Here is a 14,819-nt window from a genome sequence, read left to right as displayed (position 1 = left end):
ACGGCGCGGAAGGGGCCGCCCCCGGGGGCGGCCCCTTCCGCGCCTACCAGGCCGACGGGTCGCGCGCGTCGAGGGCGAAGACGGTGCCGTCCGGAGCGGCGGCGTAGATCCGGCCACCGACGACGACCGGCGCGGGCAGGGCCGCGACGACCCGGGACGGGTCCTCGCCGAGGCGGGCTCCGGTCTGCCCGACGAGCCCGCCCCCGTCGGCGTCCACGGCCAGGAGCCGCCCGTCCGCCGAGCTGAAGTACACCCGCGCGCCGTCGGCGGCGGGCGCCGACCCGCGGCTCACCGACGTCTCCAGGCGCCACAGCTGCTTGCGCGCGTCCAGGTCGACGGCGACCAGGGCTCCCCCGGACGCCAGGAGGTACGCGACGTTCCCGCGCACGGTGGCCTGCGCGTCGTCGAGGGCGACGGGCAGCGTCACCCGGCGGGTCCCCCCGCCGGCCGGGGTGTAGCGGACGACCTCCCGGGCGTCCCCGCGGACACGGCCGACGGAGAGCAGGAACACCGAACCGCCGTGGGCGCCGAACGGCCGCAGCGCCCCGTCCAGCCGGGCGTCCCACCGCACCCGTCCCGTGCGCGGGTCCACGGCGGTCACCCGGGTGCCCGACCCGTCGGCGGACGTCCGGGCCGCGTAGGCCAGCGGGTCGCCGGGGAAGGACGTGAGGACCGGCGGACCCCCGCCGGGGAACGTCCGCCGCCACTTCGGCGCACCGGTCGCCGCGTCCACCCCGTCCACCGAGCCGTCGGCGTGCGTGAGCAGGGCCGTGTCACCCGCGTGGCGCACCGTCGTGCCCGGGGGCAGCCGCCGCTGCCAGACCTCCCGGCCCGAGGCGGGGGCGAGCGCCGCCAGCCGCGTGCCTCCGTCCGGGTCGGGCTGCACGAGACCGGCCGCCACCGCCGGCGGACCGCTCGTGACCCGCGTGGGTACCGGGTGCCGCCACACCAGGGCGCCGTCGGTGGGGGACAGCGCGAACACCACGCCGGGCTGGGCGCACAGCAGCCTGTCCGCCGCGTAGGAGCACTGGGGCACGCCCCCGCCCTTCACCACCGGTCCGGCCGACCAGCCGCCGAACGCGGTCGGCACCGTCCGCGCGCTCCCGTCCCCGGCCGTGCTCCCGGAGCCGCCGGACCACTGGACCGGGGCCAGGGCGGCGAGCACGGCCAGACCGAGCGCGGCGGCGCCCGCGGCGGCCATCCGCCTGCCCCGCCGCCTTCCGGTCCGGCCCGTGGTCCCCCCGGCACCGGTCCGCGGCCCCGGACCGTCCTCCCGGGTCCGCTGCGCGGGTACGAACGCCTGCGTGTCGTAGGACGCCGCGACCGACCGCAGCTCCCGCATCAGCTCGTCCGGGGTCGGCCGGTCCGCCGGTTCCTTGGCGAGGCAGCGCTGCACCAGCGGCGCCAGGTCCTGCGGCACACCGGTCAGGTCCGGCTCGTCGTGCACCACCTGGTACGCCACCACGTACGGACTGTCGGAGTCGAACGGCCCGCGCCCGGTCGCCGCGTGCACCATCACCGACCCGAGGGCGAAGACGTCCGCCGCCGGCCCCACCTCCCGCGGCCGGCGGAACTGCTCCGGCGCCATGAACGGCGGCGTACCGATCAGCTTCCCGGTCTCGGTGCGCAGTTCGCTGTCCTTGGGCCGGGAGATGCCGAAGTCGATGACCTTCGGCCCGTCCTCGGCGAGCAGCACGTTGCTCGGCTTGAGGTCCCGGTGCACGACCCCCACCCGGTGGATGTCCCGCAACGCCTCGGCGAGCCCGGCCATGAGCCGCCGCAACCGGGCCGACGGCATCGGCCCGTCGTCCCTCACGTGTTCGGAAAGGGTCGGCCCCGGGATGAACAGCGTGGCCATCCACGGCCGTTCGGCCTCCGGATCGGCGTCCACGACGGGCGCGGTGAAGGCCCCGCTCACCCTCCGGGCGGCCGCCACCTCCTGCCGGAAGCGGCCCCGGAACTCCGGGTCCCGGGCGAACTCCGCGTGCACGACCTTCACCGCGAGCCTCAGCCCGGAGGTGCTGCGGGCCAGGTGCACGACCCCCATGCCGCCCGAGCCCAGGCGCGCCTCCAGCCGGTACTGACCGGCGCACTCGGGGCGTTCCGCTTCCGCGCCCGCTCCGACGTTGCGCTGTGGCGCCATGGATTCCCCCGTGCTGTTCGACCGCGCGCGCGACGCACGGAGCCTAGTCGATGACTCGTTCGAGACGGAGGCGGCTTGCTAGCGTCTGCCTGCGCGTCGCGCACAGCTGTTCCGCGACCGCTTTTCCGGCACGTCGACGGGCTCCCATGACAGCCATGGGGCCGACGGGGGGACTCTTCATGTCAGTCGAGCACGTGGAAGACATCGGCAGCACCGGTGCGGGGCGGGCCGCGACCGTGACGGTCACGGCGGAGTCCCTGCGCTACTACGCGGTCGCCCCGGGCGTCCGCCTGAACGTCCGCAGCGGTCCCGGCACCGGCTACGGCCTCGTCCGCGTCCTGCCCGAGGGCGCGAGCGTCCCCGTCCACTGCCAGACACCGGGCACCTCCGTCGCGGGCCCCTACGGCACCTCGGCCATCTGGGACAACATCGGCAACGGCGAGTACGTCTCCGACACCTACGTCCGAACGGGCAGCGACGGCTACGTCGCCCCGCGCTGCGGCTGACCCCGCCCGGAGCCCGCGGCACCCCGGCGCCATAATCGTCCGGTGAGCGACGAAACCGGCACTCCGGGCACCCCCGCGGGCTCCACGGGCCCGGCCCGGGGCGGGCCGAGCCCCGAGCCCCTGCGCTTCTTCGGCACGTCCTGGGTGCACCACGACCACGGATACGCGGCCCGCCGGACCGGCGTCGCCGCCGGCTCCCTCGCCGCCGCGGTCGTCTCCTGCCTGGTCCTGCGCCTCGCCTACCAGGGCATCCGGCTCGCCGGCACCGGCTCCTTCGTGACCGTCCTGGTCATCGTCATGTTCGCGGTCTGCAGCGCGCTCGCCTTCCGCAACACCTGGGAGGGCTTCACCAGGCGCCACGACCCGGCACGCCAGGCCTCCCTGCGCGGCCTGCTCGCCATCGGCTTCGTCGGCTCCCTCCTCGCCTACTTCCTCCGCTCCCTGACCGAGGCCCCGGGCGAGGGACTCCACCGCGAGGAGTACGCCAGGGCCCGCGAGGCCCACGCCCGGCGCGCCGCCCGGCGTCCGGGCAACCCGGGGAAGAAGCGCCGCCGCTGACGCCCCGGGCGACCCACGACGGTCCCGGGCACCCCGGTGCCGAGGTCCGTTCCGCCCACCGGACAACCACCCCCGGTCCCTCACCCCCGGTGCGAGGATGGCCCGCATGAGCCAGAAAGTCGCAGTCCTCGGCACCGGCAAGATCGGCGAAGCCCTGCTCAGCGGAATGATCCGGGCCGGCTGGGCCCCCGCCGACCTCCTGGTGACCGCCCGCCGTCCCGAACGCGCCGAAGAACTCCGCACCCGCTACGGAGTCGCCCCGGTCACCAACACCGAGGCCGCCAGGACCGCGGACACCCTGATCCTCACCGTCAAGCCGCAGGACATGAGCGCCCTCCTGGACGAACTCGCCCCGCAGGTCCCCGCCGGCCGCCTCGTCATCAGCGGCGCCGCCGGCGTGCCCACGGCCTTCTTCGAGGAACGCCTCGCCGCGGGCACCCCCGTCGTCCGCGTCATGACCAACACCCCGGCCCTCGTGGACGAGGCCATGTCGGTCATCTCCGCCGGCAGCCACGCCACCACCGACCACCTGGCCGTCGCCGAGGAGATCTTCGGAGCCGTCGGCAAGACCCTCCGCGTCCCCGAGAGCCAGCAGGACGCCTGCACCGCCCTGTCCGGGTCCGGCCCGGCCTACTTCTTCTACCTGGTCGAGGCCATGACCGACGCCGGCATCCTGCTCGGCCTGCCCCGTGACAAGGCCCACGACCTCATCGTCCAGTCCGCCATCGGCGCCGCCGTGATGCTCCGGGACAGCGGCGAGCACCCCGTCAAGCTCCGCGAGAACGTCACCTCCCCGGCGGGCACCACGATCAGCGCCATCCGCGAGCTGGAGAACCACGGCGTCCGGGCCGCCCTCATCGCGGCACTGGAGGCCGCGCGCGACCGCAGCCGCGCCCTCGCCTCGGGCAACAAGGGCTGAAACCCCACCCCGGCGCGCCCCCGCACCGCACCCGCGGGGGCGCGCCGGGGACGAAGTTGACACGCACCGACCGGGTTCGTAAGGTACTCCGAGTTGTCCGACGTGAGCACCGACTTCGGTCGGTCCCCGGACAGCCATTCCGCAAGTCCACCCAGAGTCGACGCCTCGGCGCCGAATGCTTTGGCGTGCGTATTCGCGAAATGAGGAATCCGCGTTCGAAAGGACACGGCCCCGATTAGCTCGGGAGCCGGGAATCCGCTAAAGTCTCACTCGTCGGAACGGCCCAACGGCCGCAAGGACAACGCCCGCTGACTGGGAGTCAGGTCCGAAAGGATCTGATAGAGTCGGAACCGCCGGAAAGGGAAACGCGGGAGCGGGAACCTGGAAAGCACCGAGGAAATCGGATCGGAAAAGGATCTGGTAGAGTCGGAGACGCAGGACCGAAGGGAAGCGCCCGGAGGAAAGCCCGTGAGGGTGAGTACGAAGGAAGCGTCCGTTCCTTGAGAACTCAACAGCGTGCCAAAAGTCAACGCCAGATATGTTGATACCCCGTCCGTCGGAGGTTGTTTTCCGATGGTCGAGGTTCCTTTGAAGTAGACACAGCGAGGACGCTGTGAACGGCTGGGCTTATTCCGCCCGGCTGTTCCGCTCTCGTGATGTGTGCACCGGATGTGCTGGTTGCATGGTCCGGGGTGAGCATTCACGGAGAGTTTGATCCTGGCTCAGGACGAACGCTGGCGGCGTGCTTAACACATGCAAGTCGAACGATGAACCTCTTTCGGGAGGGGATTAGTGGCGAACGGGTGAGTAACACGTGGGCAATCTGCCCTGCACTCTGGGACAAGCCCTGGAAACGGGGTCTAATACCGGATATGAGGATCATGGGCATCTGTGGTTCTGGAAAGCTCCGGCGGTGCAGGATGGGCCCGCGGCCTATCAGCTTGTTGGTGAGGTAATGGCTCACCAAGGCGACGACGGGTAGCCGGCCTGAGAGGGCGACCGGCCACACTGGGACTGAGACACGGCCCAGACTCCTACGGGAGGCAGCAGTGGGGAATATTGCACAATGGGCGAAAGCCTGATGCAGCGACGCCGCGTGAGGGATGACGGCCTTCGGGTTGTAAACCTCTTTCAGCAGGGAAGAAGCGAAAGTGACGGTACCTGCAGAAGAAGCGCCGGCTAACTACGTGCCAGCAGCCGCGGTAATACGTAGGGCGCGAGCGTTGTCCGGAATTATTGGGCGTAAAGAGCTCGTAGGCGGCTTGTCGCGTCGGTTGTGAAAGCCCGGGGCTTAACCCCGGGTCTGCAGTCGATACGGGCAGGCTAGAGTTCGGTAGGGGAGATCGGAATTCCTGGTGTAGCGGTGAAATGCGCAGATATCAGGAGGAACACCGGTGGCGAAGGCGGATCTCTGGGCCGATACTGACGCTGAGGAGCGAAAGCGTGGGGAGCGAACAGGATTAGATACCCTGGTAGTCCACGCCGTAAACGGTGGGCACTAGGTGTGGGCAACATTCCACGTTGTCCGTGCCGCAGCTAACGCATTAAGTGCCCCGCCTGGGGAGTACGGCCGCAAGGCTAAAACTCAAAGGAATTGACGGGGGCCCGCACAAGCGGCGGAGCATGTGGCTTAATTCGACGCAACGCGAAGAACCTTACCAAGGCTTGACATACGCCGGAAAACCCTGGAGACAGGGTCCCCCTTGTGGTCGGTGTACAGGTGGTGCATGGCTGTCGTCAGCTCGTGTCGTGAGATGTTGGGTTAAGTCCCGCAACGAGCGCAACCCTTGTCCCGTGTTGCCAGCAGGCCCTTGTGGTGCTGGGGACTCACGGGAGACCGCCGGGGTCAACTCGGAGGAAGGTGGGGACGACGTCAAGTCATCATGCCCCTTATGTCTTGGGCTGCACACGTGCTACAATGGCCGGTACAAAGAGCTGCGATACCGTGAGGTGGAGCGAATCTCAAAAAGCCGGTCTCAGTTCGGATTGGGGTCTGCAACTCGACCCCATGAAGTCGGAGTCGCTAGTAATCGCAGATCAGCATTGCTGCGGTGAATACGTTCCCGGGCCTTGTACACACCGCCCGTCACGTCACGAAAGTCGGTAACACCCGAAGCCGGTGGCCCAACCCCTTGTGGGAGGGAGCTGTCGAAGGTGGGACTGGCGATTGGGACGAAGTCGTAACAAGGTAGCCGTACCGGAAGGTGCGGCTGGATCACCTCCTTTCTAAGGAGCACTTCTTACCGGGCCTGGCCCGGTCAGAGGCCGGTGCATCGGCGAGTGTCCGATGCCGGTTGCTCATGGGTGGAACGTTGACTATTCGGTTCGGTTCTCGGGTCGGGGGCTGTTAGTACTGCTCGTAAGGGCGTGGAACGCATGGTCTTCGGGCGGGGTTGGATCGGGCACGCTGTTGGGTGTCTGAGGGAATGGGTTTTTTTCCTCAGGTGCCGGCCCCAGTGCACTCGGACGGTGGTCCGGGGTGATGGGTGGCTGGTCGTTGTTTGAGAACTGCACAGTGGACGCGAGCATCTGTGGCCAAGTTTTTAAGGGCGCACGGTGGATGCCTTGGCACCAGGAACCGATGAAGGACGTGGGAGGCCACGATAGTCCCCGGGGAGTCGTCAACCAGGCTTTGATCCGGGGGTTTCCGAATGGGGAAACCCGGCAGTCGTCATGGGCTGTCACCCGCTGCTGAACACATAGGCAGTGTGGAGGGAACGCGGGGAAGTGAAACATCTCAGTACCCGCAGGAAGAGAAAACAACCGTGATTCCGGGAGTAGTGGCGAGCGAAACCGGATGAGGCTAAACCGTATACGTGTGAGACCCGGCAGGGGTTGCGTGTGCGGGGTTGTGGGATCTCTCTTTCACGGTCTGCCGGCCGTGGGACGAGTCAGAAACCGTTGATGTAGGCGAAGGACATGCGAAAGGTCCGGCGTAGAGGGTAAGACCCCCGTAGTCGAAACGTCAGCGGCTCGTTGGAGAGACACCCAAGTAGCACGGGGCCCGAGAAATCCCGTGTGAATCTGGCGGGACCACCCGCTAAGCCTAAATATTCCCTGGTGACCGATAGCGGATAGTACCGTGAGGGAATGGTGAAAAGTACCCCGGGAGGGGAGTGAAATAGTACCTGAAACCGTGTGCCTACAAGCCGTGGGAGCGTCGGAGTGGAGTTTTCTTCATTCTCGTGACTGCGTGCCTTTTGAAGAATGAGCCTGCGAGTTTGCGGTGTGTTGCGAGGTTAACCCGGGTGGGGAAGCCGTAGCGAAAGCGAGTCCGAAGAGGGCGTTTTAGTAGCACGCTCAAGACCCGAAGCGGAGTGATCTAGCCATGGGCAGGTTGAAGCGGAGGTAAGACTTCGTGGAGGACCGAACCCACCAGGGTTGAAAACCTGGGGGATGACCTGTGGTTAGGGGTGAAAGGCCAATCAAACTCCGTGATAGCTGGTTCTCCCCGAAATGCATTTAGGTGCAGCGTCGTGTGTTTCTTGCCGGAGGTAGAGCACTGGATAGGCGATGGGCCCTACCGGGTTACTGACCTTAGCCAAACTCCGAATGCCGGTAAGTGAGAGCGCGGCAGTGAGACTGTGGGGGATAAGCTCCATGGTCGAGAGGGAAACAGCCCAGAGCATCGACTAAGGCCCCTAAGCGTACGCTAAGTGGGAAAGGATGTGGAGTCGCACAGACAACCAGGAGGTTGGCTTAGAAGCAGCCACCCTTGAAAGAGTGCGTAATAGCTCACTGGTCTAGTGATTCCGCGCCGACAATGTAGCGGGGCTCAAGCGTACCGCCGAAGTCGTGTCATTGACATATATAGCCCCAACGGGTGTGTTGATGGGTAGGGGAGCGTCGTCTGCCGGGTGAAGCAGCACCGGAAGGTAGTTGTGGACGGTTGACGAGTGAGAATGCAGGCATGAGTAGCGATACAAACGTGAGAAACGTTTGCGCCGATTGACTAAGGGTTCCTGGGTCAAGCTGATCTGCCCAGGGTAAGTCGGGACCTAAGGCGAGGCCGACAGGCGTAGTCGATGGATAACCGGTTGATATTCCGGTACCCGCTGTGAAGCGTCAAACATCGAGCATCGTGATGCTAAGGCCGTGAAGCCGTTCCGGACCCTTCGGGGAATGGAAAGTGGTGGAGCCGCCGGACCAAGCGGTTAGTAGGTGAGTGATGGGGTGACGCAGGAAGGTAGTCCATCCCGGGCGGTGGTTGTCCCGGGGTAAGGGTGTAGCCCGAGTGGTAGGTAAATCCGCCGCTCATGCAGGGTGAGACCTGATGCCGAGCCGATTGTGGTGAAGTGGATGATCCTATGCTGTCGAGAAAAGCCTCTAGCGAGTTTCATGGCGGCCCGTACCCTAAACCGACTCAGGTGGTCAGGTAGAGAATACCGAGGCGTTCGGGTGAACTATGGTTAAGGAACTCGGCAAAATGCCCCCGTAACTTCGGGAGAAGGGGGGCCACGTCTGGTGAGAGCATGTGCTGCTTGAGCTGGGGGTGGCCGCAGAGACCAGCGAGAAGCGACTGTTTACTAAAAACACAGGTCCGTGCGAAGCCGTAAGGCGATGTATACGGACTGACGCCTGCCCGGTGCTGGAACGTTAAGGGGACCGGTTAGCTCCATTTCGGTGGGGCGAAGCTGAGAACTTAAGCGCCAGTAAACGGCGGTGGTAACTATAACCATCCTAAGGTAGCGAAATTCCTTGTCGGGTAAGTTCCGACCTGCACGAATGGCGTAACGACTTCTCGACTGTCTCAACCATAGGCCCGGTGAAATTGCACTACGAGTAAAGATGCTCGTTTCGCGCAGCAGGACGGAAAGACCCCGGGACCTTTACTACAGTTTGATATTGGTGTTCGGTTCGGCTTGTGTAGGATAGCTGGGAGACTGTGAAGCAGGCACGCCAGTGTGTGTGGAGTCGTCGTTGAAATACCAGTCTGGTCGTGCTGGATGTCTAACCTGGGTCCGTGATCCGGATCAGGGACAGTGTCTGATGGGTAGTTTAACTGGGGCGGTTGCCTCCTAAAGAGTAACGGAGGCGCCCAAAGGTTCCCTCAGCCTGGTTGGCAATCAGGTGTTGAGTGTAAGTGCACAAGGGAGCTTGACTGTGAGACCGACGGGTCGAGCAGGGACGAAAGTCGGGACTAGTGATCCGGCGGTGGCTTGTGGAAGCGCCGTCGCTCAACGGATAAAAGGTACCCCGGGGATAACAGGCTGATCTTCCCCAAGAGTCCATATCGACGGGATGGTTTGGCACCTCGATGTCGGCTCGTCGCATCCTGGGGCTGGAGTCGGTCCCAAGGGTTGGGCTGTTCGCCCATTAAAGCGGTACGCGAGCTGGGTTTAGAACGTCGTGAGACAGTTCGGTCCCTATCCGCTGTGCGCGTAGGAGTCTTGAGAAGGGCTGTCCCTAGTACGAGAGGACCGGGACGGACGAACCTCTGGTGTGCCAGTTGTCCTGCCAAGGGCATGGCTGGTTGGCTACGTTCGGGAGGGATAACCGCTGAAAGCATCTAAGCGGGAAGCCTGCTTCGAGATGAGGACTCCCACCCACTTGATGGGGTAAGGCTCCCAGTAGACGACTGGGTTGATAGGCCGGATCTGGAAGCACGGTAACGTGTGGAGGTGACCGGTACTAATAGGCCGAGGGCTTGTCCTCAGTTGCTCGCGTCCACTGTGTTGGTTCTGAAACCACGAACAGCCCCGTGTGCTCGCACATGGTGCGGCGTTCAGTTTCATAGTGTTTCGGTGGTCATAGCGTGAGGGAAACGCCCGGTTACATTCCGAACCCGGAAGCTAAGCCTCACAGCGCCGATGGTACTGCAGGGGGGACCCTGTGGGAGAGTAGGACACCGCCGAACAATTCTTGGGAAAGCCCCCGCATCGGAAGATGCGGGGGCTTTCTGCGTTCACGGGGCTCACCTACGCTCGTATCCATGCGCTACGACCTCATCATTTTCGACAACGACGGTGTCCTCGTGGACAGCGAGCCGATCTCCAACCGGATCCTGGCCGCCTACCTGACCGAACTGGGGCACCCGACGTCGTACGAGGACTCCGTCCGGGACTACATGGGGTCGGCGCTGCACCGGGTCCACGACCTGGTGCTGGAGCGGACCGGGCAGCGGCTGCCGGACGACTTCGACGACGTCTTCCACGCCCGTGTGTTCGCCGCCTTCGAGCGGGAGCTGCGGCCCGTCCCCGGAGTCGCCGGCGTGCTGGAGAAGCTCGCCGCGGACGGGGTGCCGTACTGCGTGGCGTCCTCCGGGAGCCACGAGCGGATCCGGGTCGGGCACCGGACGACCGGGCTCGACCGGTGGTTCGGGGAAGGGCGCGTCTTCAGCTCGCAGGACGTCGGCCGCGGCAAGCCGGCCCCCGACCTCTTCCTCCACGCGGCCGGGCGGATGGGGGCGGCCCCCGGGCGGTGCCTGGTCGTGGAGGACTCCCCGCTGGGCGTGCAGGCCGCCCTGGCCGCCGGGATGGAGGTGTACGGGTTCACCGCGATGACCCCGGCGGCCGGTCTGGCCGGGGCGGACCGCCTCTTCTCCACCATGGGGGAGCTGGCCGACCTGCTCGTGTGATCCGGGCCGTCGGCGGGGGGCCCGCATCCGTCGTGCCGACGTCCGGACGGCAGGCGCCGGGCAGCGCCCGGGAGGCGGCCCCGGCCATCGCCGCCCGGACCGGCCCGCACCCGCCTCCAGTGCGGGCGGAGTTGAGCAGAACTCACCTTTGGCCGGATCTACCCACAGGTAGCCCGGGGTCCTACGCTCGCCGCCATGACCGATGTGCTGCGGCGCGGCAGGGCCTCGCTGGCGTTCGGCTTCTTCGCGCAGGGCGTCACCTTCGCGCTGCTCGTCACGCGCATCCCCGCCCTCCAGGACCGGTACGGCGTCTCCGACGCCCTGCTCCCGGTCTTCCTGGCGGCCGTGCCGATCCTCGCCGGGGTCGGCAGCGTGACGACCGAGCACGTGGTGAAGCGCGTCCGGCCGAGCCGGCTGCTGCGCTGGTCCCAGCCCGTGGTGCTGCTGGCGCTGCTCGGTGCCGGCGCGGGCGGGCGGGCGGCCGGGCTGGCGGTGGCGCTGGCCGCGTTCGGGCTGGCCGTGGGGGCGCTGGACTCCTCGATGAACATGCTCGGGGTCAGCCTGCAGCGCGCGTACGGGCGCAGCATCATGCTGGGCTTCCACGCGGCCTTCAGCCTCGGTGGGATCCTGGGCGCCTCGCTGGCGTGGGCGGGGGCGCACCGGCAGCTCGCGCTGTGGGTGTCGTACCTGCCGGTGGTGGCCGTGCTGCTGCCGGCGGCGCTGGTGGGCAGCCGGTGGTACGTGGACGGGGAGCCGGCGCCCGCCGCGCCGGACGGGGGGCCGCCCGGCGGGGGAGTCGCCTTGGCGCTGCTGCTGCCGCTGTGCCTGGTGATGACGTTCGCGTACATCGGGGACTCGACGGTCTCGAACTGGAGCGCGAAGTACGTCAGGGACGTGCTGGGCGGTTCGGAACAGCTGGCGACCGTGCCGTACAACGTGTACACGGTGACCACGCTGGTGGGGCGGGCCCTGGGGGACTTCGGGGTGCGGCGGTTCGGGGCGGTGGCGGTCGTCCGGCTCGGGGCGCTGGTGGCGGCCGGGGGGTTCGCGGTGGTGTCGGCGGCGCCGGACGCGTGGGTGGGGATGCTCGGCTTCACCCTGCTGGGACTGGGACTGTGCGTGCTGGTGCCGCAGACGTTCGCGGCGGCGGGCCGGCTGTTCCCGGGGCGTCGGACGCGGCGGTCGCACGGCTCAACGTCTTCAACTACGTCGGTTTCCTGGTGGGTTCACCGTTGGTGGGGGTGGTCGGGGACGCCTGGGGCTATCGGGGGGCGATGCTGGTGCCGATGGTGTTGGTGCTGGTGACCCTGGTGCACGCCCGGTCGTTCGCGGCTCGGCCGGACCGGTACGGTGGCGGGCATGAGCGGCCGCGCACAGCTGATGTGGGACGAGGCGGTGACGGGCTATGACTTCGGCCCGGACCACCCGATGGATCCGGTCCGGCTGGCCCTGACCCGGAAGCTGGTCGGTGCCTTCGGGCTGGACCGGGAGGTGGAGGTCGTCGCGGCGAAACCGGCCGGGGAGTCGACGCTGCGGCTGGTCCACCGGGAGGACTACATCGACGCCGTGAGGGCCGCGTCCGCGGACCCCGGGGCGGCCGACCGGTCGTACGGGCTGGGGACGCTGGACGATCCCGCGTTCGCCGGGATGCACGAGGTGTCCACGCTGATCGCGGGGCAGTCGGTGGGGGCCGCGGAAGCCGTGTGGCGCGGGGACGCCGAGCACGCCGTGAACTTCGCGGGCGGCCTGCACCACGCCATGCCCGGGGCCGCCTCGGGGTTCTGCGTCTACAACGACGCCGCGCTCGCCGTCGCGCGGTTGCTGGAGCTGGGGGCCGAGCGGGTCGCCTACGTGGACGTCGACGTGCACCACGGGGACGGTGTGCAGGCGGCGTTCTGGGAGGACCCGCGGGTGCTGACGGTCTCGCTGCACGAGCACCCCCGCACCCTGTTCCCGCAGACCGGGTGGCCGCAGGAGACCGGTGCGGGCGCGGGGGAGGGGTGCGCCGTGAACGTGGCCCTGCCGGCCGGGACCGGGGACGCGGGGTGGGTGCGGGCGTTCCACGCGGTGGTGCCGGAACTGCTCGCCGGGTTCCGGCCGCAGGTGCTGGTCACCCAGCACGGGGCCGACACGCACTTCGAGGATCCGCTGGCGCACCTCGCCGTGTCCCTGGACGCGCAGCGGGCCGTGCAGACGGCGTGCCACGAGCTGGCGCACGAGCACGCGGGCGGGAAGTGGGTCGCGCTGGGCGGGGGCGGGTACGCGGTGGTGGACGTCGTGCCGCGGTCGTGGACGCACCTGGTGGGGATCGCGGCCGGGCGGCCCGTCGCTCCGGAGGCGCTCGTCCCCGAGGCGTGGCGGCAGGAGGTGTTCGCCCGGACACGGCAGCCGGGGCCGCAGCGGATGACCGACGGGCGGTGGCCGGTGTCCTGGGCCTCCTGGGAGGAGGGGTACGACCCCGCCGACCGCCTGGACCAGGCCGTGCTGGCCACCCGGCGGGCGGTGTTCCCGCTGCGGGGGCTGCTGCCGTGAACCGCGGCCGGCGGCCGTGGGCGCGTGCGGGAGCGTGTTCCGGGGTGCGTTAGACCAACCGTGCGGTGTTGCGGTGTTCGTGCCCCCGGCCCGCCGGCGATGGGCCACCATCGGGGGCGTGTGCGACACCGGTGCGCTGCGGGCGCACCTGCTCGGGGCGCGGCTCGCCGGGGAGGTCGCCACCTCGCGGGAGGACAGTCTCCGGCGGTACCGGCTGTTCGCGGCCCGCGACCCCCGTGTGCTGATCGGGATCGATCCCGAACGGCCCTGGGGGCAGCGGGACCTGCTCGCCCTGATGGCGGACAGGTGCGGGGTGTCGGCCGACCCGCGGCACGTCTCGGGCCCGGACGTGATCGATCCGGAGCGGACCCTGGGGGCGCTGGACGCGTTCGCGGAGCGGATCGGGGCCGCCGCCCGGCGTTGCGCGCCCGTGCTGTTCGGCACCGGGCACCCGCACCGACTGCTCGGGTTCTACGCCGGGTTGGCGGACGGCCTGTCGGCGGCGGGATGTGAGGTCCTCACCCCGGCGCAGGGCCGCCGTGTCGACATATTGACCCGGTTCGGCCTACGCACGTGCCGACTGGACTACGTACGAGGGGTCGCGCTGGTGCGGGAACCGGGGGCCGGGCACCCCGGTGGCGGGCCGGGGGTGCACAGTCATTCGCCGCTGCCGGTTCGCGTCGCGCTGGACGCCGCGGCCGGGGGCGGCGGGCCCCTGCCGGGGCTGGTCGTCGGGGACCACGGGTGGGTCTGCGGTGCAGGTCAGCTCGGGTTCGAGGCGATCGGGCTGGCGGACAGCGACGATCCGGCGCCGTTCGTCGGTCAGGCACAGGGCGCGGTGTCCGTCGTCGTTCCACTTGACGACGGGGTCCCGTCCGTTCGCTACCTCCCGCTTACCCGCTACGTGCTCAAACGAGCCCGTCTGTCACGGTAGGCCGCCGATGGGTGCACCTCTTCCCCACTCGCACCACCCGCCCCTAGTCTGGGGAGTGAGCGCGCAGCGACGAAGAGTCACCGGAAGGGGAAGCCGGCGGCCGTCGCGTGCGGAAGGTTCAGGTGTGTCATGGCTGCAGCTGGCGAAAGGCCTCTGAACGAGGTTCAGTTCCTGACCGTGGCGGAGGTCGCCTCGGTGATGCGAGTGTCGAAGATGACCGTGTACCGGTTGGTGCACAGCGGTCATCTGCCCGCGATCCGGGTGGGGCGGTCCTTCCGCGTCCCCGAGCAAGCGGTGCACGAGTACCTCCGCGAGAGCTACGTGGGGGTGGAAACGGCCTGACGGCGCTTCCGGGAGACCCGGAAACCACCCTCGATTACAAGCTGCGTCGCTCGACCGGGTAGGCTAGGCCCTCGTAGGTCGTGTGGGCCCATGGCGCCCAAACAACCGAGTGATGAGAAGTGAGCGAGGGTAGTCGTGGGCTCTGTTATCAAGAAGCGGCGCAAGCGGATGGCTAAGAAGAAGCACCGCAAGCTGCTCAAGCGCACGCGCGTTCAGCGCCGCAACAAGAAGTAGGCGGCGCCGCGCGGGAGCGTGGTCCGGTGGCCCCCCATCCGAGTGGTGGGGGGCCACTGGCGTGTCCGGAGCCG

At 68.2% G+C, this 14,819-nt stretch carries 9 protein-coding genes, 3 rRNA genes and 1 pseudogene; 12 read left to right on the top strand and 1 reads right to left on the bottom strand.

Going from position 1 to position 14,819, the window contains the following annotated elements; genetic code table 11:
• Positions 1-43: 43 nt before the first annotated feature.
• Positions 44-2,143, bottom strand: coding sequence for a serine/threonine-protein kinase (locus QQY24_RS13635; protein ID WP_301972961.1), 2,100 nt, complete (start codon positions 2,141-2,143; stop codon positions 44-46).
• Between the two features lie 179 nt (positions 2,144-2,322).
• On the opposite strand from QQY24_RS13635, the gene QQY24_RS13630 reads away from it, so the two are divergent.
• The 12 genes and pseudogenes from QQY24_RS13630 (at position 2,323) to QQY24_RS13575 (ending at position 14,745) form a co-directional block, all read left to right on the top strand.
• Positions 2,323-2,649: an SH3 domain-containing protein gene (locus tag QQY24_RS13630; RefSeq protein ID WP_301972960.1), complete on the top strand. Its 327-nt coding sequence runs from the start codon at positions 2,323-2,325 to the stop codon at positions 2,647-2,649.
• Positions 2,650-2,691: 42 nt separating this feature from the next.
• The gene (locus tag QQY24_RS13625; protein WP_301972959.1) at positions 2,692-3,207 is read left to right on the top strand and encodes an EamA/RhaT family transporter; all 516 of its coding nucleotides are present in this window, start codon (positions 2,692-2,694) and stop codon (positions 3,205-3,207) included.
• Between the two features lie 106 nt (positions 3,208-3,313).
• Complete coding sequence (proC, locus tag QQY24_RS13620; protein ID WP_367657996.1) at positions 3,314-4,126, top strand: pyrroline-5-carboxylate reductase; 813 nt, start codon at positions 3,314-3,316, stop codon at positions 4,124-4,126.
• A 699-nt stretch (positions 4,127-4,825) separates the two neighbouring features.
• Positions 4,826-6,352 (top strand): 16S ribosomal RNA (locus QQY24_RS13615).
• 307 nt (positions 6,353-6,659) lie between these two features.
• Positions 6,660-9,781, top strand: a 23S ribosomal RNA gene (locus QQY24_RS13610).
• An 85-nt stretch (positions 9,782-9,866) separates the two neighbouring features.
• Positions 9,867-9,983 (top strand): 5S ribosomal RNA (gene rrf, locus QQY24_RS13605).
• Together the 16S, 23S and 5S rRNA genes form the textbook arrangement of a ribosomal RNA operon.
• 75 nt (positions 9,984-10,058) lie before the next feature.
• The gene (locus QQY24_RS13600; RefSeq protein ID WP_301972957.1) at positions 10,059-10,703 is read left to right on the top strand and encodes an HAD family phosphatase; all 645 of its coding nucleotides are present in this window, start codon (positions 10,059-10,061) and stop codon (positions 10,701-10,703) included.
• A gap of 195 nt (positions 10,704-10,898) precedes the next feature.
• A pseudogene (locus QQY24_RS13595) lies at positions 10,899-12,112 on the top strand (MFS transporter).
• Complete coding sequence (locus tag QQY24_RS13590; RefSeq protein ID WP_301972956.1) at positions 12,063-13,235, top strand: acetoin utilization protein AcuC; 1,173 nt, start codon at positions 12,063-12,065, stop codon at positions 13,233-13,235. The pseudogene QQY24_RS13595 and the gene QQY24_RS13590 overlap by 50 nt, the downstream one beginning before the upstream one ends.
• Positions 13,236-13,353: 118 nt before the next feature.
• Positions 13,354-14,169 (top strand): phosphatase, encoded by an 816-nt coding sequence (locus tag QQY24_RS13585; protein ID WP_301972955.1) that lies wholly within the window; start codon positions 13,354-13,356, stop codon positions 14,167-14,169.
• A gap of 129 nt (positions 14,170-14,298) precedes the next feature.
• On the top strand, positions 14,299-14,511 hold the full coding sequence (locus tag QQY24_RS13580) for a helix-turn-helix domain-containing protein (RefSeq protein WP_004984898.1): 213 nt from the start codon (positions 14,299-14,301) through the stop codon (positions 14,509-14,511).
• A gap of 135 nt (positions 14,512-14,646) precedes the next feature.
• A complete protein-coding gene (locus tag QQY24_RS13575) occupies positions 14,647-14,745 on the top strand; it encodes an AURKAIP1/COX24 domain-containing protein (protein ID WP_003948845.1) in 99 nt (32 codons plus the stop codon).
• Positions 14,746-14,819: the final 74 nt, after the last annotated feature.

The organism is Streptomyces sp. TG1A-8, from assembly GCF_030499535.1.
Taxonomy (GTDB): Bacteria; Actinomycetota; Actinomycetes; order Streptomycetales; family Streptomycetaceae; genus Streptomyces.
Note: the sequence above shows the minus strand (reverse complement) of the source record. Positions and strands in the feature narration are given on the sequence as shown.